Annotated in this window: 20 protein-coding genes; 6 read left to right on the top strand and 14 right to left on the bottom strand. The window is 66.7% G+C overall.

Annotated features, from left to right (window positions below; translation table 11 throughout):
- Window positions 1–2 precede the first annotated feature (2 nt).
- From G4D77_RS24915 to G4D77_RS24905, 3 genes are all read right to left on the bottom strand, one after another.
- The gene (locus G4D77_RS24915; RefSeq protein WP_126310707.1) at window positions 3–821 is read right to left on the bottom strand and encodes a DUF4198 domain-containing protein; all 819 of its coding nucleotides are present in this window, start codon (window positions 819–821) and stop codon (window positions 3–5) included.
- A 186-nt stretch (window positions 822–1,007) separates the two neighbouring features.
- On the bottom strand, window positions 1,008–1,535 hold the full coding sequence (locus tag G4D77_RS24910; protein WP_016447595.1) for a DUF2271 domain-containing protein: 528 nt from the start codon (window positions 1,533–1,535) through the stop codon (window positions 1,008–1,010).
- Between the two features lie 20 nt (window positions 1,536–1,555).
- Window positions 1,556–2,194, bottom strand: a complete 639-nt coding sequence (locus G4D77_RS24905) for a PepSY-associated TM helix domain-containing protein (RefSeq protein ID WP_016447596.1) — start codon at window positions 2,192–2,194, stop codon at window positions 1,556–1,558.
- A 372-nt stretch (window positions 2,195–2,566) separates the two neighbouring features.
- Between G4D77_RS24905 and G4D77_RS24900 the strand changes: the two genes are divergently transcribed.
- The 3 genes from G4D77_RS24900 (at window position 2,567) to G4D77_RS24890 (ending at window position 4,602) form a co-directional block, all read left to right on the top strand.
- Window positions 2,567–3,643: a Bug family tripartite tricarboxylate transporter substrate binding protein gene (locus G4D77_RS24900; protein WP_016451269.1), complete on the top strand. Its 1,077-nt coding sequence runs from the start codon at window positions 2,567–2,569 to the stop codon at window positions 3,641–3,643.
- A 220-nt stretch (window positions 3,644–3,863) separates the two neighbouring features.
- Complete coding sequence (locus tag G4D77_RS24895; RefSeq protein ID WP_012206858.1) at window positions 3,864–4,169, top strand: winged helix-turn-helix transcriptional regulator; 306 nt, start codon at window positions 3,864–3,866, stop codon at window positions 4,167–4,169.
- Window positions 4,170–4,248: 79 nt separating this feature from the next.
- Window positions 4,249–4,602, top strand: coding sequence for an FKBP-type peptidyl-prolyl cis-trans isomerase (locus tag G4D77_RS24890; protein ID WP_012206859.1), 354 nt, complete (start codon window positions 4,249–4,251; stop codon window positions 4,600–4,602).
- Between the two features lie 132 nt (window positions 4,603–4,734).
- Here G4D77_RS24890 and G4D77_RS24885 read toward each other — a convergent pair whose 3' ends face one another.
- From G4D77_RS24885 to ppsA, 4 genes are all read right to left on the bottom strand, one after another.
- Window positions 4,735–5,250 carry a hypothetical protein gene (locus G4D77_RS24885; RefSeq protein WP_047218186.1) on the bottom strand — a complete coding sequence of 172 codons (516 nt, stop codon included), beginning with the start codon at window positions 5,248–5,250 and terminating at the stop codon, window positions 4,735–4,737.
- A 191-nt stretch (window positions 5,251–5,441) separates the two neighbouring features.
- A complete protein-coding gene (locus G4D77_RS24880; RefSeq protein WP_016447599.1) occupies window positions 5,442–7,532 on the bottom strand; it encodes a VC_2705 family sodium/solute symporter in 2,091 nt (696 codons plus the stop codon).
- Window positions 7,525–7,887, bottom strand: coding sequence for a DUF4212 domain-containing protein (locus G4D77_RS24875; RefSeq protein ID WP_016447600.1), 363 nt, complete (start codon window positions 7,885–7,887; stop codon window positions 7,525–7,527). The genes G4D77_RS24880 and G4D77_RS24875 overlap by 8 nt, the downstream gene beginning before the upstream one ends.
- A 17-nt stretch (window positions 7,888–7,904) precedes the next feature.
- Window positions 7,905–10,295 carry a phosphoenolpyruvate synthase gene (gene ppsA / locus G4D77_RS24870; RefSeq protein WP_016447601.1) on the bottom strand — a complete coding sequence of 797 codons (2,391 nt, stop codon included), beginning with the start codon at window positions 10,293–10,295 and terminating at the stop codon, window positions 7,905–7,907.
- Between the two features lie 208 nt (window positions 10,296–10,503).
- Between ppsA and ppsR the strand changes: the two genes are divergently transcribed.
- Window positions 10,504–11,325, top strand: coding sequence for a posphoenolpyruvate synthetase regulatory kinase/phosphorylase PpsR (ppsR, locus tag G4D77_RS24865; RefSeq protein ID WP_016447602.1), 822 nt, complete (start codon window positions 10,504–10,506; stop codon window positions 11,323–11,325).
- 8 nt (window positions 11,326–11,333) lie between these two features.
- Here the strand turns inward: ppsR and G4D77_RS24860 are convergent, their stop codons facing one another.
- A complete protein-coding gene (locus tag G4D77_RS24860) occupies window positions 11,334–12,278 on the bottom strand; it encodes a LysR family transcriptional regulator (RefSeq protein ID WP_034364175.1) in 945 nt (314 codons plus the stop codon).
- 144 nt (window positions 12,279–12,422) lie between these two features.
- Between G4D77_RS24860 and G4D77_RS24855 the strand changes: the two genes are divergently transcribed.
- The gene (locus tag G4D77_RS24855) at window positions 12,423–12,704 is read left to right on the top strand and encodes a DUF2798 domain-containing protein (protein WP_016447604.1); all 282 of its coding nucleotides are present in this window, start codon (window positions 12,423–12,425) and stop codon (window positions 12,702–12,704) included.
- A 36-nt stretch (window positions 12,705–12,740) separates the two neighbouring features.
- Here the strand turns inward: G4D77_RS24855 and G4D77_RS24850 are convergent, their stop codons facing one another.
- From G4D77_RS24850 to ahpC, 5 genes are all read right to left on the bottom strand, one after another.
- Window positions 12,741–13,862, bottom strand: a complete 1,122-nt coding sequence (locus G4D77_RS24850) for a hemin-degrading factor (RefSeq protein WP_154833785.1) — start codon at window positions 13,860–13,862, stop codon at window positions 12,741–12,743.
- Complete coding sequence (locus tag G4D77_RS24845) at window positions 13,859–14,212, bottom strand: hypothetical protein (RefSeq protein ID WP_154833784.1); 354 nt, start codon at window positions 14,210–14,212, stop codon at window positions 13,859–13,861. The genes G4D77_RS24850 and G4D77_RS24845 overlap by 4 nt, the downstream gene beginning before the upstream one ends.
- A gap of 70 nt (window positions 14,213–14,282) precedes the next feature.
- On the bottom strand, window positions 14,283–16,571 hold the full coding sequence (locus G4D77_RS24840) for a TonB-dependent hemoglobin/transferrin/lactoferrin family receptor (protein WP_154833783.1): 2,289 nt from the start codon (window positions 16,569–16,571) through the stop codon (window positions 14,283–14,285).
- A gap of 309 nt (window positions 16,572–16,880) precedes the next feature.
- Window positions 16,881–18,437 carry an alkyl hydroperoxide reductase subunit F gene (ahpF, locus tag G4D77_RS24835; protein ID WP_133073128.1) on the bottom strand — a complete coding sequence of 519 codons (1,557 nt, stop codon included), beginning with the start codon at window positions 18,435–18,437 and terminating at the stop codon, window positions 16,881–16,883.
- A 103-nt stretch (window positions 18,438–18,540) separates the two neighbouring features.
- Window positions 18,541–19,104 (bottom strand): alkyl hydroperoxide reductase subunit C, encoded by a 564-nt coding sequence (gene ahpC / locus G4D77_RS24830; RefSeq protein ID WP_016447610.1) that lies wholly within the window; start codon window positions 19,102–19,104, stop codon window positions 18,541–18,543.
- Window positions 19,105–19,471: 367 nt separating this feature from the next.
- On the opposite strand from ahpC, the gene bfr reads away from it, so the two are divergent.
- Window positions 19,472–19,948, top strand: a complete 477-nt coding sequence (bfr, locus tag G4D77_RS24825; protein ID WP_016447611.1) for a bacterioferritin — start codon at window positions 19,472–19,474, stop codon at window positions 19,946–19,948.
- Window positions 19,949–20,042: 94 nt separating this feature from the next.
- Here the strand turns inward: bfr and G4D77_RS24820 are convergent, their stop codons facing one another.
- The gene (locus G4D77_RS24820) at window positions 20,043–21,275 is read right to left on the bottom strand and encodes a sensor histidine kinase (RefSeq protein ID WP_250134233.1); all 1,233 of its coding nucleotides are present in this window, start codon (window positions 21,273–21,275) and stop codon (window positions 20,043–20,045) included.
- Window positions 21,276–21,383: the final 108 nt, after the last annotated feature.

Below are 21,383 nucleotides of genomic sequence, written 5' to 3'. Positions count from 1 at the left end.
GCTCAGGGCAGCACCTCGAACGTGCCCACATAGGACAGGCGGCGCTCCTTGGCCTGGGGCAGCGAGGTCTTGTTGTCCTGGGCGTCGGCGTCCACCCAGTACATGCCGGCGGTGGGCCAGGTCACGCTGAACTCGCCCTTGGCGTCGGTCGTGGCCTTGATCTCGCCCTTGCTGTCGCGGTAGCGCGTGGCGCCGGGCACCAGCACGACTTCCAGGTTGGCGGCGGGCTTGCCGTCCACATGGAAGGCGAAGGTGGCCTTCTCGCCCTTGACCAGATCGTTGGGATGGGTCACGGGCACCAGCTCCAGCCCCTTGCCCGAAGCCTTGACGGCGCTGGGCTTGCCCACGGTCACGAAGGTCTCGATGCGGCCCACGGACTGGGTCACCTTCAGGTCCTGCGCGTCGGCGGGCACATCGGCGGCGAACTTCTCGGGCGAGCCGCGCCAGCGGCGGTTCTGGCCCGTGGCCTTGTCCTTCCAGGAGGCGAACAGGCCGTCGTTGACGATGGCCAGGCGGTAGGTCCCGCTTTGCTGCAGGTCCAGGTCGAACACGCTGCGCAGCTTGCCGCGATGGGCATTCTGCGGCGCGACGGCCGAGCCGTCCGGTGCCGAGACAACGAGGTTGTCCAGGCCCAGCGGCACGTGGTTGAAGAAGAACAGGTCGTTGGAGACGGCGGCATCCACCGTGATCCATTCGGCCTTGGACAGCACCGTGGTCGAGGGCAGCAGCCACAGGTTGTGGGCCTGGGCGGACTGGAAGGCGCCGCAGGCAATGGCGAGGCTGGCCGCCAGACGGATGGCAAAGCGGGTCTTGGACTTCATGAAGATTCTCCTTGGTTCGTGGATGGGGCTGGCACATGGGTGCCCCGCAAGATGCGTGGCCCGCCCACATGCGGGGCCCAGTTCAGGGATGCCGGGCAAGGGCCTGGCCGGCCGCGCCGCCCCGCAGCAATGGCGTCACCCGCCTCGTGAGGGGGAAGACGCGCAAGGCCTCAGGGGGTTTCAATTTCAAGGCTTGAGCTCGACGCTGATCTCGCCCAGCTCGCTGCTGCCCTTGGCGCTCAGTTGCTCGGCCTTGGCGGCAGGCCACTTGAAGGGCACGGTGACCACTTCGCGGCCGCCGACTTCGCGCGCGGCCTCGACCACGAGCTTGTACTCGCCGGGCGGCAGCTTGGCGAAGGGGTTGGCGCCTTCGGTGAAGCTCAGCTGGTGCTTGCCCACGGGACGCGTGGGGCTGGTCACGCCATCGATGGGCAGCGTCAGGTCGCGGCCCGTGCGGCGCCACCACTGGCGCATGTCCTTGAGCCACTTCGTGCCTTCGGCATTGCGCATCTTCACGTCGTACCAGACCGACAGCGTGGCGGCCACCGAGGCGTCGGCGCGCTCGATCCACACGGCCACATAGGGGCGGTGGTACTCGGCGACATCCAGGCGCGGGACCTCCACGCCCACGTTCAGGCCGGCGGCAAAGGCCGGGGCCGCGCCCAGGCAGGCGCCAAGCGCCATGGTGTAGCGCAGAGAGAAGTGCGGATTCATAGGCAAGGCTCTTTCGGTTCTCAGTGGATCAACAGGAGGGCCAGCAGCATGGGAATCACCAGCCCCATGCCGACCATGGGCCAGGTGAAGGGACGGTTGCCCGCGTGCATCTTCAGGATGAACAGCCCGGTGACGGTGAACACCAGGCAGGCTGCGGCAAAGATATCGATGAACCAGCTCCAGGCAGCGCCCGTGTTGCGGCCCTTGTGCAGATCGTTCAGATAGGCGATCCAGCCCCGGTCGGTGCGCTCGTATTCGGCCTCGCCATCGGCCAGGGCCACGCGCACCCAGGCATCGCCGCCGGGGCGAGGCAGGGACACATACAGCTCGTCGGCCGTCCATTCGGCTTCGCGGCCCTCGGCCTCAAGCCCCCACTGGCCGCGCACCCAGTCCGCAAATGGCGCAGGCACGGGAGCACGGTCGCGCGACTGGCTGGCCTGCTGCCGGACCAGCTGCACGCGCAGCGCGTCCGGCAATGCCGCCTCGCCGCGCACGATGCGCGGCTTGGACTCGATCTGCCCCGCATGGTTGAGCGTGAACCCCGTGACGGCGAACAGCAGCATGCCGATCAGGCACAGCGCAGAGCTGACCCAATGCCACTCGTGCAGTGTCTTGAGCCAGTAGGAACGGCGCCGAGGGTCCGGTTTGGGGGATGTCATCGCAACAGAGGCAGGCGGCAGCACCACGCGGCCACAACCATCACGGCGGCGGCCACGGGGAGCACAGGAAAGAAAAAGGCCGGGGGATTCTACCGCCCACGAATAAGAATTGATCGCATTTACACAAGCTTTACCGGCTTAATCGACATCTGTGTCACGGCGCTCCATCTCCGCTCCTTGCCCCCGGGGCGCGCATGCCCCCATGCATCCCGGGACAGCGATGCACCGTCGGTGGGCCCTCGCCTGAAGCATCTGGCACCCATGCCGCCAGACAGCCTGCGTTATGTCAACTAGCTGACGCACATGCTTACATAATCTGCTTTTCTGATTCATTTGCGCCCACAATGGCGCGCGAACCCGATTGGAGACTGCATGCGCCTTCCGAGCTTTTCGCAAACCACTGCCAACGCCGCCCACTCCGGTGACGGCACGCGCCAGAACCGCCGCCAGCTGCTGGCACAGGGCGCAGCCCTGGCCATGCTGTGCTCCCCGCTGGCCCATGCCGCGCCGCCCGCTGCAACGCCTGCGGCCCATGCGCCGCGCGCTGCCGCCGGGGGCCAGCGCGTGGCCGCCAGCCTGCGCATCGTCATTCCGGCCAATGCCGGGGGCGGCTGGGACCAGACCGGCCGCGCACTGGGCGCGGCCCTGGTGGCCTGCGGCGCGGCAGATCGCGTGGAGTATGAAAACCTGGGCGGCAAGGGCGGCACCATCGGCCTGGCACAGTTTGTCGAACGCCATGGCCAGGACCCCGATGCGCTGCTGATCGGCGGCATGGTCATGGTCGGTGCCGTGGCGCTGCAAAAGCCGGCCGTGAACATGTCGCACGTGCAGCCGATTGCCCGCCTGACCAGCGACTATCTGGTAGTGGCCGTGCCTGCCGACTCCCCCATCCGCAATGCCAAGGACCTGGTCGCCGCGCTGCGCAGCGATCTGGCCCACCAGTCGTTTGCGGGCGGCTCGGCCGGCGGCGTGGACCACATGTTTGCCGGCCTGCTCACGCGCGCCGCCAAAGCGGCGCCCGAGCAACTGGTCTACAAGCCCTTTCCGGGCGGCGCCCAGGTGGTAGAGGCCTTGCTCAAGGGCGATGCGCGCATGGGCGTGTCCGGCTACAGCGAGTTCAGCGAAGCCCTGGCCAGCGGCAGGCTGCGCGCCATTGGCGTGTCTTCGCGCCGCAGCCTGTTCGGCCTGCCTTCGTTCCGCGAACAGGGACTGGATGCCGACATGGCCAACTGGCGCGCCGTCTTCACGGGCAAGCAGGTCAGCGCCGCACGCGCCCAGGCCCTGCTGGGCGCCGTGGAGCAGGCGACCCAGCACGAAAGCTGGCAGCGCGCCCTGCGGCAGAACCGCTGGGAGCCTTCGTGGCAGGCAGGCCGCGATTTCAGCGGCTTTCTGGAGCTGGAGCACACCACGGCCAGCGTCATGACCTATCTGCTCAAACTCAAGAGCTGAGAAACCGAAGTCCAGCGGGCAGGTTGCGTGGCGGGCCTGCAACACTGGTTCGGAGATTCGCGTATTCCTCTAGCGAAGCGCATTGCCGCTGTGGGTTTTGAGCTACCAAACTTGTAGCAGAATGGATCCAGAGCTATAGTTCCCCGGGACTTGGCTCGGCGCGCGTCCCACCCGGATGCCCCCGCCGGCTCACACACACCATTGCGCAAGGAGAAGCGTCATGAGCTCCAAGGAAAACGCCGCCATCAACCAGCTGTTCGAGAAACTCGAATGCCGCTACGCGTTGCGCGTGCTGTGGGCTTTGCGTGACGGCCATCCTCAGACCTTTCGACTGCTGCAAGACAGCGTGGGCGGCATCACGCCCAACACGCTGAACACCCGCATCAAGGAACTGCGCGAATGCGGGCTGCTGGAGCATGGCTCCGACGGCTATACCGTGACGCTGGCCGGCCAGGACCTGCTCAAGCGCCTGTCCGATGTGCAGGCATTCGCCAACCGCTGGGTGGCCGCGCGCGCCAAGAAGTGATTCTTGCGGCCAGGCCCTTGGCCCTCTTGCCGCCGGACAGTCTTTTTCCCCCACCGTTTCTCTCTCAAGGAATACCACCATGGCTTTCACCACCACCGCATCCGGCCTGCAGTATGAAGACACCGTCGTGGGTGACGGCGCCGAGGCCCAGCGCGGCCGCAGCGTGACCGTGCACTACACGGGCTGGCTCTACAACAACGGCGTGCAAGGCGCGAAGTTCGACTCCAGCAAGGACCGCAACGATCCCTTCGTCTTCCCCCTGGGCGGCGGCATGGTGATCAAGGGCTGGGACGAAGGCGTGCAAGGCATGAAGGTGGGCGGCCAGCGCACCCTGATCATCCCGGCGGAACTGGGCTACGGCGCACGCGGCGCTGGCGGCGTGATCCCGCCCAACGCCACGCTGAAGTTCGATGTGGAGCTGCTGGCCGTCTGAGCCTGCACCCGCTGGCCCACGCAAGGGCAAGGCGCGAAGGCGCCTTGCCTTTTTTCATTTGCGGACCGTCCCAAGAGCCCCCAGGAGCATCGGACCTTGCGCGGCAAGGACAGCGTGGGGGCAGCCTCTCGCTCAGGGGGCTTTGCCGAACAGCGCCTCGTGCAGCGGCACATAGCTGGCGGGGCTGGCAGCCTCGCGCAGGCGCGGGGCCAGCGCCACGAGCTGGTCGTAGCCCATGGCCGCCTCCACGGCCAGGTTGAGCCGGAATCCCTTGAGCCCCATATTGGCCGTGATGGCCACCGCCAGCGGATAGGCGTTGCGGTAGCGCACGGCCAGCGAAGGCTCGGATGGCGCAGACGCATCGCCGGCAGGCTGGGCCGGCGATGCGGTGGCAGCAGTGACGGCAGGCGCCGCAACGGCCACCACGCCCAGCCGGGGTTCGGCTGCATCGCGGGGCGCCAGCCATTCGCGCTCCACCAGCGCCAGGATTTCGTCCTGGGTCACGCCCATGCCGGCAACGGCCTGCAGCACCTGCGCCACGCTGCGTTGGCCGTCAAACAGCAAAAATGCCGAGCGCAGCCGGGGAGAGAGATCGGCATGGCGTTCCTTGAATGCCTGTTGGCCGGCGGACGTTTTCACAAGATGCATGGCGGACGCAATTTTCTGCAGGGGATCGGATCGGACACGGCTCGCAGCGTGTCATGAGCCCCCGGCTCCCAAAAGCGGGTTTTCCAGCACGCGCGGGCTTCAGTTGGGCCAGGACTGATCCAGATCTGCCATCAAGACAAAAATTGGCAATTTCGTTGGCAATTTCGTCGGCCCATGGAGCCCATGCCGCGTCAGGCAACGCGCCCTGGCACGGAGCGCGCCGCAGCGCGCCGGCGCGGGTCCAGGCAGCTGACCAGCCAGGTCACCAGCAGGCCCGCCGGCACGCCGAAGACACCCGAGGAAATCGGCTGTATGCCCCACCACAGGCGGGCATGCAGCGCCTCGGGCAACACAGGCTGCAGCGCGGGCACGTGCGAGACCATGTAGTAGACGGTGATGCCCAGGCCGGCCAGCATGCCGGCCACCGCCCCGCGACGCGTGGTGCCGCGCCAGAAGATGCCCAGCACCATGGCCGGAACAAAGGCCGATGCCGCCAGCGAGAACGAGGCCGTGACCATGGGAAGGATGTCCGAGGAACGGCGCGAGGCCACGAAGGCGGCCGACAGCGCCACCACCAGCAGCGCGAACTTGGACAGGATCACGCGCTGCTCGGGCGAGGCGCGGCGCCGCCGCGCGCGAAAGTACAAGTCGCGCACCAGCGCATTGCTGATGGTCAGCAGCAGGCCATCGGCCGTGGACAGCGCGGCGGCCAGGCCGCCCGCCGCGACCAGGCCCGAGACCACGTAGGGCATGCCACCCAGCTCGGGCGTGGCCAGCATGATGAGGTCGGCGCCCATGCGGATCTCGCCGAACTGCAGGACACCGTCGCCATTGACGTCTTCCACGGCCAGCAACGAGGCATCGACCCGGGCCCACTGCGCCATCCAGGTGGGCAATTCATCGAAGCGTATGCCCACGAGGTTGTTCATGACCTCGAACTTGACCAGCACGGCCAGGGCCGGCGCGCTCATGTACAGCACGCCGATGAAGAACAGCGTCCAGCCCACCGAGGCCCGCGCCCCCGACACCGAGGGCGCCGTGTAGTAGCGCGTGAGCAAATGCGGCAGGCCTGCCGTGCCGGCCATGAGACAGAACATCAGCGCCAGGAAGTTGCGCCGGCTGTCCTCGTAGACCTGACGTTCCTCGGCCGATCCATCGGGGTTGCCGGCAAAGGGCAGGCTGTGCAGCGGAATGCCGCCCAGCGGCTTCTCGCGCTCGCGCATCTCCTGCAGCTGGCGTGTCCACAGGGCGCGCGCAGTCGCTTCGTCGCGCGGCATGGCGGCCAGTTCGCGGCTGGCCGCCATGATGGCGCCAATGTCGCCGCTGCGCGTGCGCAGATCGCGTATGCGCTCGGAAAGCTGCTGGCGCTCGGCGGCCAGCACGCGCGGCACGTCCTTGAGCTTGTCCTCCAGCACCTCGGCGCGCAGGCGGTAGGCGGCGACCACTTCCTGTTCGGCCGGCGAGTCCAGCAGGCGCTGCTCCATCTCCGCGATCTGGCCGAGCTGGGCCGTATAGGCCAGCGGCGCCACGGGATTGCCCATCTGCCGGTAGGCCAGCCAGGACACGGGGATCAGAAAGGCCAGCAGGATGACCACGTACTGCGCGACCTGGGTCCAGGTGATGGCACGCATGCCGCCCAGGAAGGAGCACAGCAGCACGCCGCCCAGGCCCAGCATGATGCCGATCTCGAACTGCACGCCCGTCAGCCGCGAGGCGATCAGCCCCACGCCGTAGATCTGGGCCACCACGTAGGTGAACGAGCAGGTCACGGCAGCCAGCGCCGCGATCACGCGCGGCCAGCGCCCGCCGTAGCGCTGCTGGAAGAAGTCGGGAATGGTGTAGAGCTTCATCGCCCGCAGGTGCGGCGCGATCAGCATGGCGACCAGGCAAAAGCCGCCCGTCCAGCCCAGCAGGTAGGCCAGTCCGCCGGCCTGCCCCGGCACGCCGGCAAAGCCCTGCAGGTACAGCGCCCCCGACAGGCTGATGAAGGACGCCGCGCTGACCCAGTCCGCCGCTGCCGCCATGCCGTTGTAGAAGGGCGGGATGCGCCGGCCCGCGACGTAGTACTCCTCGGGATCGCTGGTGCGCAGGTACACGCCGATGGCCGCGTAGACCATGACGGTGAAGAACAGGAAGATGGGGCCTATCCAGTGGCGCGACAGGCCTTGCTGCTCGGCCCAGAACATGAGGGCCAGAAAGCCGAGCACGCCCAGCGTGTACAGGGCCACGATGCGGTGCAGCCGCCAGCGGGAGGCGGCCGTCAGCAGCGAGCGCTCAGCCATGGCCGGGAGGCGACGGCGGGGCGGGCGGTTGCGGGGCGGCGGGTTCAGAAGGGGCAGCGGCCCGGGCCTCGCGGCGCTCGAAATGGTCCATGGACAGACAATAGACGATGACGATGGCCAGGAACATCAGGACTGCCCCCTGGGCCGCGAACCAGTAGGCCAGCGGCCAGTCGGGGACCAGCGCCTGCAGGTCGCGTGCGTAGTAGCAGGCACCGAAGGAGACGGCGACCCAGACCGCGAGCAGCACGGCCTTGAGCCACAGATGGTGGATGTCGTGCAGGTCGGGGGCGAAGGTCTCGCCTTCGGACGGTCCCCCGACTGCGTCGTCATGCAAGTGCGCGTCCGGCGTATGCATGGCGACGCTGCCAGCCCTTACTGCGCCAGGCGCTGCCAGGTGGCGACCACGCTGTCGGGATTCAGCGAGATGGAGGCAATGCCTTCGTCAGCCAGCCATTGGGCGAAGTCCGGGTGGTCGGATGGGCCCTGGCCGCAGATGCCCACGTACTTGCCCTGGTCCAGGCAGGCCTTGATGGCGCGCGACAGCATCTTGCGCACGGCGGGGTCGCGCTCGTCGAAGTCGGCGGCCAGCAGCTCCAGGCCGGAGTCGCGGTCCAGGCCCAGCGTGAGCTGGGTCAGGTCGTTGGAGCCGATGGAGAAGCCGTCGAAGAACTCGAGGAACTCGTCCGCCAGGATGGCGTTGGAGGGCACCTCGCACATCATGATGAGCTTGAGTTCGTTGTCGCCGCGCTTGAGGCCGTTGGCCGCCAGCAGCTGGGTGACGCGCTCGGCCTGCTTGAGCGTGCGCACGAAGGGAATCATGATCTGCACGTTGGTCAGGCCCATGTCCTCGCGCACGCGGCGCAGTGCCTCGCACTCCATGCGGAAGGCCTCGCCGAAGTCCTCGGAGATGTAGCGCGCCGCGCCACGGAAGCCCAGCATGGGGTTCTCTTCCTCGGGCTCGTAGCGGCTGCCGCCGATGAGCTTGCGGTACTCGTTGGACTTGAAGTCCGACATGCGCACGATCACGGGCTTGGGCCAGAAGGCGGCGGCAATCGTCGCCACGCCTTCGGCGACCTTGTCCACGTAGAAGGCGCGCGGCGAGGCATGGCCACGGGCCACGGACTCCACGGCCTTCTTGAGGTCGGCATCCACGGCGGGATAGTCCAGGATGGCCTTGGGGTGCACGCCGATGTTGTTGTTGATGATGAACTCCAGGCGGGCCAGGCCCACGCCCTCGTTGGGCAGCTGGGCGAAGTCGAAGGCCAGCTGGGGGTTGCCCACGTTCATCATGATCTTGGTCTTGATGGCGGGCATCTCGCCGCGCTGCACCTCGGTGACCTCGGTCTCGATCAGGCCGTCATAGATCTTGCCGGTATCGCCTTCGGCGCAGCTGACGGTGACCAGGGTGCCGTCCTTGAGCAGATCGGTGGCGTTGCCGCAGCCGACCACGGCCGGAATGCCCAGTTCGCGCGCAATGATGGCCGCGTGGCAGGTACGGCCGCCGCGGTTGGTGACGATGGCCGAGGCACGCTTCATCACCGGCTCCCAGTTGGGATCGGTCATGTCGGTCACCAGCACGTCGCCGGGCTGGACCTGGTCCATGTTGGCGATGTCATTGACCAGGCGCACGGGGCCCGTGCCGATCTTCTGGCCGATGGCGCGGCCTTCGGCCAGCACATTGCCCGTGCCCTTGAGGGCGTAGCGCTGCTCGGCCTGACCCTTGGCCTGGCTCTTCACGGTCTCGGGGCGGGCCTGCAGGATGTAGAGCTGGCCGTCCGTGCCGTCCTTGCCCCACTCGATGTCCATGGGGCGGCCATAGTGCTGCTCGATGACCAGGGCATAGTGGGCCAGCTGCTGCACGTCCTCGTCGGACAGCGAGTAGCGGTTGCGCAGCTCATGGGCCACGTCGGTGGTCTTGACAAGCTTGCCGCTGGCGGCCTTTTCCTCGGGCGAGGCAAAGACCATCTGGATCAGCTTGGAGCCCAGGTTGCGGCGGATCAGGGCCTTCTTGCCGGCCTTGAGCATGGGCTTGTGCACATAGAACTCGTCAGGATTGACGGCGCCCTGCACCACGGTCTCGCCCAGGCCGTAGCTGGAGGTGATGAAGACCACGTCCTCGAAGCCCGATTCGGTGTCGATGGTGAACATCACGCCGGCCGCGCCCAGGTCGGAGCGCACCATGCGCTGCACGCCGGCCGACAGGGCCACCACGTCATGGGCAAAGCCCTTGTGCACGCGGTAGGAGATGGCGCGGTCGTTGTAAAGGGAGGCGAACACCTCCTTCATCTTGTGCAGCACCGACTCGATGCCCACCACGTTCAGGAAGGTTTCCTGCTGGCCGGCGAACGAGGCGTCGGGCAGGTCTTCGGCCGTGGCCGAGGAACGCACGGCGAACGAGGCGGCCTCGTTGCCGCCCTGCAGGCGCACGAATTCCTCGCGGATGGCCTGCTCCAGATCGGCCGGGAAGGGCTGGTTCTCGACCAGGGCACGGATCTCGGCACCGACCTGGGCCAGGGCACGGACATCTTCCACGTCCAGGGCGGCCAGCTTGGCACTGATCTTGTCGGCCAGGCCGTCGTGGGCCAGGAACTGGCGGAAGGCATGGGCCGTGGTGGCAAAGCCCGTGGGCACGCGCACGCCCTGCGGCAGCTGCGAGATCATTTCGCCGAGCGAGGCGTTCTTGCCGCCTACGGACTCGACATCGGTCATCCTCAGTTGTTCAAACGGAACGACGAGGGCGGTGGCCTCGAACAGTTGAGACATGGGAAAGCTCCAGAAGTTGAAAACCGTAGTGCGCCGCCCCGGCTGCCAAAGCCGGGCACGGTCGATCCACCCACGCAGGCGTGCGCGAGGCTTTGCTGTTCTGGTTGGAGGCCGGCAGCGAGCATGGATGGGAAATTGGGAATAATGGGCGCCATTGTAGGCGTTTGCCGTGAACTGACGGCAGCCCCCTGTCCAGAGCCCGACCACCATGCACACCCACACCATCTTCGTCATCTCCGATGGCACTGGCATTACAGCCGAGACCTTTGGCACGGCCATCATGGCCCAGTTCGACACCAAGTCGCGCCTGGTCCGCATCCCCTTCGTGGACACCATGGACAAGGTCCACCAGGCCGTGCGGCAGATCAACCATGTGGCCGAGTCGGAAAGCCACAAGCCCATCGTCTTCACCACCCTGGTCAACCAGGACATGCTCGACCTGATCGAGAGCCAATGCAAGGGCAAGGTATTCGACATGTTCGGCACCTTCGTGCGGCCGCTGGAGCTGGAGCTGGGCCAGAAGTCGCTGCACCGCGTGGGCCGCTTCGCCGACATCAGCGAAAGCAAGGAATACCTGGAGCGCATGGAGGCCATCAACTACACGCTGGCCCATGACGACGGCCAGACCCACCAGGACCTGACGGGCGCCGACGTGATCCTGGTGGGCGTCTCGCGCAGCGGCAAGACGCCCACCAGCCTGTACCTGGCCATGCAGTTCGGTCTCAAGGTGGCCAACTACCCGCTGATTCCCGAGGATTTCGAGCGCAAGCAGCTGCCGCCCGCCCTGGTGCCCTACCGCAAGAAGCTGTTCGGCCTGACCATCGACCCCCAGCGCCTGTCCAGCATCCGCAACGAGCGCCGGCCCGACTCCAAGTACGCCAGCCTTGCCAACTGCCGCTACGAGGTGGCCGAGGCCGAGTCCATGATGCGCCGCAGCGGCATCCAGTGGCTGTCCAGCACCACCAAGTCCATCGAGGAAATCGCCACCACGATCCTGCAGGAAGTCCTGCCCCAGCACCTGGGGCACTGAACCCGGTCTCAGGCCGAGGCGTTCCAGCGCAGCATGGGCTGCTGCGGCAGCGTCTCGACCAGGTAGTCCACCAGGGCACGCACCTTGGTAGGCACGTACTGGCGGTCGCGAAAGCATGCGAAGAAATCCAGCGTGGTGTCATCGAAGTGCAGCTGCCCCTTGCGCGCCGGGCCCAGGGCCAGCGGCTGCAGCAGCCCTTCGCGCATGTACCGGTGGGCGATGAAGCTGCCGATCCAGACGATGCCGCCACCGGCCACGGCCATTTCGGTGAGTGCATCGACATCGCTGGCGATGGCGGTCACGCGCAGCTGCGGGTCCACGCGCTTGCCGTCGCGCAAAAACGGCCAGCGCATGAAGCGGCCATCGGCCTCGCGCCGGTACAGCAGGCAGGCATGGTCGAGCAGGTCCTGCGCGGTCTGCGGCCTGCCGTGGGCCTGCAGGTAGGCCGGCGAGGCGCACAGCACGCGCGGCACGGCCGCCAGCTGGCGCACGGCCATGCCGGGCTCCAGCACATCGCGGTAGCGCACGCTGATGTCCACGTCTTCCTTGAGCACATCCACCTGCCGGTCCACCACCAGCAACTCCAGCTCCAGCCGGGGATGCCGCGCGGCAAAGGCCGGCAGCAGCGGCGCCAGCACATGGCGGCCAAAGGCGGCCATGCAGGCGATGCGCAGCCGGCCCTGCAGTTCGCCATGCAGCTGCGACAGGTCGGACTGCGCTTTTTCCAGCTCCTGCAGCACAGGGCCCACACGTGCCAGATAGCGCTCGCCGGCTTCGGTCAACGCCATGGAGCGCGTGGTGCGCGTGATCAGGCGCGTGCCCAGTTCGCGCTCCAGCCGGGCGATGTTCTGGCTGGCCGCTGCAGGAGAAATACCCAGCTGGCGCGCAGCCGAGGCGATGGAGCCGCCTTCCAGGGCTTTGACGAAGGTCTCGATGGAGCGCAGATTAGGCACAAAAACCTATGGATGAAAAATCAATTCATCAATATAGCTTACGAGTGCACCAAGCTGCAGCCCTCTACACGGCGGCCCGGGCCTTGCCTACAGTTGCGCACTTGCCGCGCCTAATCGACAAGCGGCCTGACCGGATACGCCTTCATGCCAGATACCTCTGCCTCCATCGCTCCCGCAACCCCTGCGGCGCCGCGCAGCCGCAAGCTGCACCGCCGCTTCGCGCCCATCGTCTTTGCCTTCTACATGTCGGCCATCATGGCGTTTCTGATGTGCTGCGCCATCGTCGGCGCCAACAGCGGCCTGGGCGCCGACTACCTGCGGCGCGTGATGCAGACCTATGTGCTGGCCATGCCCGTGGCCTTTGTCTGCGTGATGGTGGTGCGTCCGCTGGTGGGCAGGCTGGTGGCCGCCACCGTGCATCTCTGAGGCGGCCCGGCCGGCTCTTTCCAGGGCCTGGGCCGCTCAGGCCAGTGTCTGCACTGCCAAGCGCGGCAAGCCCGCCACCAGCTCGCGCCATCCCGGCAGTTCGGCCAGGCCCGGTTTGCGCTCACCAAAGAACATGGCCATCAGATCGCCCTGCGCGTCGAAGGCCTCGACCGAGGTGACCACGCCATCGGCCGTGGGCTTTTGCACGGCCCAGACGCTGGCGATCATGTCGCAGCGCAGATGCAGGTTGAAGCCGGGGTCCAGCACATTGATCCATTGCGCGCCGCCGGGCGTGCCCATGGGCTGGATGTTGTGCACGGGGCCGGTATGGATCTGGATGCAGCCGCCGCTGTCCACGAAGACCATGATGGGCAGCCCGTCCACCGCCGCATCACCCAGCAACTGGGCCACGGACTCGGATGCCAGCCGCGCGCAATGGCCGGGGACCAGACGGAAGGCTTGCTGGCGCTCCACGCCGAACCGGCGCAGCAGGTCGAAGAATTCATGCGTGTCCTGAAGGGCATCCCAGGCGGCGCTCAGGCCGTGCACGTCGATGACCTTGTCGGACTGCGGCAGCGCTCTGGGCCGGGCATGGCGAAACAGGTAGCCCGCGCTGGGCTCGGCAAAGCGCCGTACCAGCGCATCCCACGCTGCCATGTCGGTGGACTCGCGCGCATGGACCTTGTGCACGGCGCGGCCGTGGGCATTGAAGAACTGCAGGCTGTGTGTGGCCGGCCTTCCAGCCTGGGCGGGCTGCTCGGTCACGGCATAGCCGGCATGCCATTGGGCAAAGAACAGGCGCAGGTCGATCTCGCGGCCCAGCGCCAATCCCACGCCGCCGCTGGCCGAGAGCTTCTGGTACACGCCCGTCTTCTCATGCACCGTGGATTCATTGCGCGTGAGCGCCATCACGGTGCCGCAGTCCTGCAGCGCGCGCAGCACCTGCAGCCACTGCGCGCGCAGCGGCACGACCTGCAGGCCGCCGTCATGCAGGCCCGCGTGGGCGCCGATGGCGGCGCCTTCGGGCAGGCCCATGGATTCGGCGGCCTCCTTGGCACGCAGGCCGCCCTGGCGTGCCTGGGCAAAGCGCTGGCGCACGTCGGGCGCATTGACGGGAATCAGCAGGTCATCGCAGGCTGCGGCGGCGGTGGTGATCATTGCAGGGTCTCCAAAGGGGCATGCCAGAGCGCGTGGGCAACGGAGGGATGGCGGGTCTCGGCCGCCGCCTCGGCCCGGGGTTCGCGCTGCGCGGCGCTGGCCTCGGAGACCGCCTGCCAGCGCCGCTGCAGGCGTTGCAGCAAGGCCCGCATGTCCGGCGAAAAGCTGCTGTCGCCGGACAGGCCCTGCAGTTGATCGGCCACCTTGCCGGCAATGGCGGGCCGGTGGGCCTCGCAGCAACCGTGGCCGAAGCCGGTCATCAGCGCCAGCGTGGCGGCCAGCTGGGCCTCGCCTTCGGCCAGCAGGTATTCCTCGTCACGGGCAAGGCTTTCACTCTCGGTACGGTGCATGGGGCTCTCCTTGCGTTGCAAAACATCGTTGGGACACGGGTCGCTGCGCCTGGCCTTCAGGCGCCGGGCTTCAGAAATCCTTGATCAGCGAGACGCGCGCATGGCGCCCCGGCTGGCTGTAGGCGTCGGCAATCGCCGTGGTGGCCAGCAGGCCGCGCACATCGGACCAGCGCCAGTACTTCCTGTCGGTCAGGTTGTAGATGCCTGCGTTCAGGCGCAGGTCGGGGCGGATGCGCCATTGCGCGCTCAGGTCCAGCACCGTGGCCGAGGGGCTGAGCCAGGCCGTGCTGCCGTTGGACACGTCGCCGGCCTTCTTGCCGCTCCAGTGCGAGACGTTGAACTGCACGCCCACGACAGAGCGCTCGTAGCGCACGCCCAGCACCAGTTGCTGGGGCGAGATGGTGTCCAGCGGCTTGTCGGACTGCGTGTCCTTGCCGTCGGTGTAGCCGTAGGCCAGGCGCGTCTGCCAGTCGCCGCCGGCCCAGCGGCCCCAGTCGTAGTCGGCCTTGAGTTCGAAGCCGCTGATGCGGGCGCGGCCCACGTTGATGGACTGGTAGATGGCGGGGTTGGCCGCGTTGCCGGGCTGGCCCGCAACCAGTTGCTGGTCGACGATGAAGTCCTTGTAGCGTCCCGTGAACACGGCGGCGTCCAGGCGCAGCCTGTCCATGCGCCCGCGCAGGCCCAGCTCGAAGGTCTGGCTCTTTTCGGGCCGCAGGTCGGGATTCGGAATGTTGCGGTAGAACGCCACCGGGTTCTCGAAGAAGGCGTTGATCTGCCCGGCGTTGGGCGCCCGGAAACCTGCCGCATAGTTGCCATAGACGGACCAGACCGGGCTGGCCTGCAGCATCACGCCCAGCTTGGGCGAGAGCGCGGAGTCCGAGTTGCTGACCACGGTGGGCACAAAGCCGTTCTGCCGGGGCTTGATGCTGTAGTGCTCGGCGCGCAGGCCCGGGGTCACGCTCCAGGGGCCGTTGTGCAGTTCGGCCTGGGCGAACAGGGCGGTGGCGCTTTCGGTGGTGTCGGGGAAGCGCTTGAGCGGGAAGCTCTCGCCCGCGGGCGGCGTGATGCCGTTTTGCACGTTGACCACCTTGTTGCGGAGGTAGTCCAGCCCGTACGTGAACTTGCCGCTGGCCGAGGAACTCCAGCGCAGCAGGCGGCTGGCCTGGGCGTGCAGCTGGATCGCGTCCTCGTCATAGGTCACGTCGCGCTCGCGGTACGGCAGGCCGATGCGCGTCTCGGTGACGAATTCGCGCGCGTCGGACTTCTGGTAGCTGGCCATCAGCTGCAGTTCGTCGGCCAGCGCCGTGCCCAGCTGCTGCCACTGGCCCTGCCAGTTGGCCCGCCAGCGCTTCATGTCGGTGCGCGAGTCGGAATTGGCCACGGTGGCCGAGCGCGCGGACAGCAGGGCATACTCGGCGCGCTTGTCCACGTTCTCGAAGGTGAAGATATGCTTTTGCACGGCACTGGGCGTGAAGACCAGGCGGCCCATCAGCGACTCGCTGCGGTCTTTCTCGGGATTGGGCGTGGTGCGCGCCGCGCCCGTCACGTTGTTCGTGCCCATGTTCTCCAGCGCGTGCGAGCGGCCCAGGCCCGCCGACAGCAGCCATGCCCATTCGGGGTTGGCACGGCCCGCCACGGTGGCGCCCAGCTTGCGGCCGTTGTCCGAGCCGTCATAGCCGGCAGCCACGCGGCCGGCGATGCGCTTGTCCCTGCCCAGCAGATCGTCCGGCTGCACGGTCACGAAGTTGACCAGGCCGCCCATGCCGTCCGATCCATACAGCGCGGGCGTGGAGCCGCGCAGGATTTCCACGCGCTGCACCAGGCCCAGGTCCAGGTAGTCGCGGCCGAAGCTGTTGGCGCTGAAGCTGTAGCTGCGCGGCAGGCGCACGCCATCGACCAGCATGAGCACGCGGTTGCCATCCAGGCCACGGATGTTGAAGCCGCTGTTCTGGTCACGCCCGGCCGACGAGGCCGCCAGCGAGAAGCGGGCCGGGGCGCGCGGCACATCGACATTGGGCAGCAGGTTGACCATCTCGCGGATGTCGCTGGCCTGCTCGCGCTCCATGCGGCCGGCGTCGATCACGTCGATGCTCATGGGCAGGGTGTCAGGGTCCTGCACCTCGCGCGAGGCGCTGATCACCATCTCCTTGAGGGCCGGGGCACGGGTCCGTGCCCCGGGTGCGGCCTGCGCCAGCAATTGCGTGTCGGCATCTCCGGCGTTTGCGGCATTTGCCGCGTCTGCGGCGGCCTGCCCCGGCTCCTGGGCCAGGGCAGCGGAGGCGCACAGCAGCGCGCAGGCGGCGGCCAGGGGATGGCGCGCCCGCCAGGCGCTTGATTGCATTGCGAAGTCGTAAGCCATTGCGAAACCCTCTCTCTCTGATCAACATGGATGTGCGAGAGCTGGCTTCTGGTTGCAGCGGCTGGCGGTTGGCCCGCCAGCCGTTGGCGCGTCATGTGCTGGCTGGATGAAGAAAAATTATATGCGAATAGTTCTCATTCATTGATTTGATCTGGCGCATAGGCCCTGGAGCAATCCCTGCTGGCACACCGGGCTGCTGGACAGCCATCTGTGTGCCACCTGCGCCGGCAAGGCACGCGCCTGACAGCGCCGGAATGAAAAAGGGCCCGGATGCCGAGGCATCCGGGCCCTTTCTCACGCCTGTTCAGCTCAGTGGCGGATCAGGTGGTCGAAGGCCGACAGCGCAGCCGTGGAGCCGGCACCGGCAGCGATGATGATCTGCTTGTACGGCACGTTGGTGCAGTCGCCTGCGGCGAACACGCCGGGCACGCTGGTGTGGCCCTTGGCATCGATCACGATCTCGCCGAAGCGGGTCAGCTCCACCGTGCCCTTGAGCCAGTCGGTGTTGGGCAGCAGGCCGATCTGCACGAAGATGCCTTCCAGCGCCACGGTCTTGACCTCTTCCGTCGTGCGGTCCTTGTAGGTCAGGCCGGTGACCTTCTTGCCGTCGCCGTTGACCTCGGTGGTCTGGGCGTTGAGGATGACGGTCACATTGGGCAGGCTCTTGAGCTTCTTTTGCAGCACGGCATCGGCCTTGAGCTCGCTGGCGAACTCCAGCAGCGTCACGCTGCGCACGATGCCGGCCAGGTCGATGGCCGCTTCCACGCCCGAGTTGCCGCCGCCGATGACGGCCACATTCTTGCCCTTGAACAGCGGTCCGTCGCAGTGCGGGCAGTAGGTCACGCCCTTGGTGCGGTACTTGTCCTCGCCCGGCACGTTCATGTTGCGCCAGCGCGCGCCGGTCGAGAGGATGACGGTCTTGGCCTTGAGGCTGGCGCCCGAGGCGGTCTGCACCTCGATCAGCCCGCCTTCCGTGGCAGCCGGAACCAGTTTGGAGGCCGTCTGCAGGTTCATGATGTCCACCTCGTAGTCGCGCACATGGCGCTCCATGGCGGCGGCCAGCTGAGGGCCTTCGGTCTTGGAGACCGAGATGAAGTTCTCGATGTCCACGGTGTCCAGCACCTGGCCGCCGAAGCGCTCGGCGGCAATGCCGGTGCGGATGCCCTTGCGTGCCGCATAGATGGCAGCGGCCGCGCCGGCGGGGCCGCCACCGACGATCAGCACGTCGAAGGCGTCCTTGGCGGAAATCCTGGCCGCTTCACGCGAAGCGGCGCCGGTGTCGACCTTGGCGACGATCTCGGCCAGCTCCATGCGGCCCTGGCCGAAGCGCTCGCCATTGACGAAGACCGTGGGCACGCCCATGACTTCGCGCTGCTCGACTTCCTTCTGGAACAGCCCGCCGTCGATGGCGGTGTGGCTGATCTTGGGATTGAGCACGGACATCAGGTTCAGCGCCTGCACCACGTCCGGGCAGTTGTGGCAGGACAGCGAGTAGTAGGTCTCGAAGTGCAGCGGCACGTCGATGTTGCGCACCTGCTCCAGCAACTCGGCCGATTCCTTGGACGGATGGCCGCCGACCTGCAGCAGGGCCAGCACCAGCGAGGTGAATTCATGGCCCAGGGGGACGCCTGCGAAACGCACGCCGCTGTCCACGCCGGGATTGGTGATCAGGAACGAGGGCTTGCGCACCTCGGCGTCGTTGTGCTCGACGACGGTGATCTTGTCGCTCAGCTCGCGGATTTCCAGCAGCAGTTCCTTCAGCTCGCGCGCACCCTGGCTGTCATCCAGCGAAGCCACCAGCTCCACCGGACGCTGCAGGCGCTCCAGGTAGGCCTGCAATTGGGCTTTCAGGTTGTTGTCAAGCATGTCGGACTCCTAGGGAAATACGAATTTTCGGAAAAAAAAGCCCGGGCGCCAGGCACCCGGGCGTCTTCAACAGTTCAACTGTGAACAGGAAGCGGTGTACCGCTTAGATCTTGCCGACCAGGTCGAGCGAGGGAGCCAGGGTCTTGTCGCCTTCTTCCCACTTGGCGGGGCAGACTTCACCGGGGTGGTTGCGGACGTACTGGGCAGCCTTGACCTTGCGCAGCAGGTCGACGGCGTTGCGGCCAATGCCTTCGGCGGTGATTTCCACGGCCTGGATCACGCCATCGGGGTCGACGATGAAGGTGCCGCGGTCAGCCAGGCCCTGGCCGGGGCGCAGGACTTCGAAGTTGTTGCTGATTTCCCAGGTGGGATCGCCCAGCATCGTGTACTTGATCTTGCGGATGGTGTCCGACGCGTCGTGCCATGCCTTGTGCACGAAGTGGGTGTCGGTGGACACGGAGAACACTTCCACGCCCAGCTTTTGCAGTTCGTCGTAGTGGTCGGCCACGTCGCCCAGCTCGGTGGGGCACACGAAGGTGAAGTCAGCGGGGTAGAAGAAGAACACGGCCCACTTGCCCAGGACGTCCTTTTCGGTCACTTCGATGAACTTGCCATTCTTGAAGGCCTGCGTCTTGAAGGGCTTGATTTGGGTGTTGATCACGGACATTGCTGTTTCCTTTGTGGTTGGTGAGTGAACACAGGACGAAGTCTAGGCCCAGGCCATCGATTGATCCAATGAATTGATTGAATTCATCCGATTGCCAAAAACTATGTGAACATCCTTGTCTCCAGGCCTGCGGGCTTGACCAGCCCGCCACCGGCCTGAAGAGGCTATTTTGGGCCGAAATATGACAAGGCAATGCAGCAACCCCGCAGCCGCGTCGGCAGCCGGCCCGCAAACGAGAACGCGCCTCATAAGCAGCCAATGCGTGATAACAGGGGTTTGCTTGATCTGACGCAGAAACCCTAGACAATCCACCCCTATAGCGGCCGGCGATCGGCGCGGTCCCCCACGTACAACAAAGGAGTTCCCCATGCAAGGCGACGCACAAGTCATCACCTGGCTGCAAGCCCAGCTCAAGAACGAGCTGACGGCCATCAACCAGTACTTCCTGCACTACCGCATGTACAAGCACTGGGGCTTCGACAAGCTGGCCAAGAAGGAATACAAGGAGTCCATCGGCGAGATGAAGCACGCCGACTGGCTCATGGACCGCATCTTCGTGCTCGACGGCCTGCCCAACCTGCAAGACCTGGGCAAGCTGCAAGTCGGCGAGGACGTGCCCGAAGCCCTGGCTTGCGACCTGAGCAGCGAGAAAACCGCGCAGCAGACCATCAAGGACGGCATCGCCCACTGCGAAAGCGTGCGCGACTATGTCTCGCGCGACCTGCTGCAAAAGATCCTGGACGATACCGAGGAGCACATCGACTACCTCGAAACCCAGCTGGACCTGATCGACAAGGTCGGAATCCAGAACTATCTGCAGTCGCAGATGGACGAAGAGTCCTGAGCACCGGACTCAGGGGCGGCGGCACAGGCTGCGCCCCGCACGCGAAACGACGGGCCTGTGTGCCCGTTTTTTCATCTCATGGCCCAGCTATCGGTCACTCGTCGGCGTATCGCAGCGGAAACAGAAGCAGAAAGGTCGTGCCGGTCTGCGCGGCCGACTGCACCTCGATCGTGGCGTCCAGCAATTCCGCCAGCCGCTTGACGATGGACAGGCCTATCCCCTCGCCTGCGCCGCTGCGGTAGCGGGCCGCCGCGACGCCGGGCCGTGGCTCGCCTCCGGCGCGGACCTCTGCGGAGGCCGCCGGCGTCAGATGGCCCGAAGGGTCCAGGTCCGTGGCGTGCTTGAGGGCGGCAACCAGGGGCGCCGCCGGCTCCATGCCGGGGCCCGTATCCCCGATGGAGAGCATCCAGCGGCGCTGGTCCTCCCCATCACCAAGGGCCCACTTCACCGTGACGCCGCCCTCCTGGGTGTACTTGAGCGCGTTGAGCACCAGGTTCTGCGCGATGCGGCGCAGTTTCAAGGCATCCCCCTCAACCGGCATCGTCCCCGGCCCCTGCAGGTGCAGGTACAGGCCGCGATCGTTGGCCAGGGCCTGCAGTCCCTCGCACAGATGGGTGATCACCTGGGCTGCGTCAAAGGAGGTCAGCTGGCGATGCTCGCGCCCGGCATGCAGCTTGGCCAGCTCCGTCACGTCATCCAGCAGATGTCGCAGCGACTGGACGTTGCGGTCCAGCATGCGCAGGAGTTTCTCGCGGGACTGCGCCGGCGCATGCTGCATGCCCAGGCCATGCGTCACATTGGCCACCACGCCGACGTTGCTGCGCAGGTCATGCGCAACCTGCTCCCACAGTTGCGAGCGCTGCAGGTCCAGCGCGCTCAGGTCATGCAGCGCCGCTTCCAGGTCCCGGACATGGCCCTCGGCCTCCTGCTGCTGCAGGCGGAAATACTGGGTGCTGCTGTCCTGAACGTCGCGGGTATAGGTGGCGGCCCAGGCCTTGCGCGCAACGGGCATGGCGACGTGCGCATCAGGGCGCCCCTGGGCATAGTCCTCCAGCTGCGCCACCATGACTTCGTTGAGCAGCCCCAGCTCGCGCACGACTTCATGCAGGTCATAGCCCTGCTGCCAGCGGTGCAGGCCGTGGGCGGCGGCCTGCTCGCCATCGCCCGGCGGCTCGGCGGTGTCTGCCGGTGCACCACCCAGGGTCCGCAGTTGCTGCTCGAACGCGGCCAGCACGGCCGGGATGTGATCGTTCAGCTGGGTTCGGGGAAGCGCCTCACCAGCGGTCAGCGCCGGGTCCCGCCTGACGGCCTTGCGCCATGTCTGCAAGAGTCCTTCGCGCTGCGCCTCTAGGGCGTCTGCCAGTATGCAGAGTTCATTTCCTTGGCTTGTCATGGATCGGCATCCGGGCGGTCTGTGGATAGGGAAAAAATGCGC

It is taken from the genome of Delftia sp. WY8 (assembly GCF_018437695.1).
In the GTDB taxonomy this organism is placed as follows: Bacteria; Pseudomonadota; Gammaproteobacteria; order Burkholderiales; family Burkholderiaceae_C; genus Comamonas; species Comamonas tsuruhatensis.
This window is presented reverse-complemented; position numbering and strand designations above follow the sequence as displayed.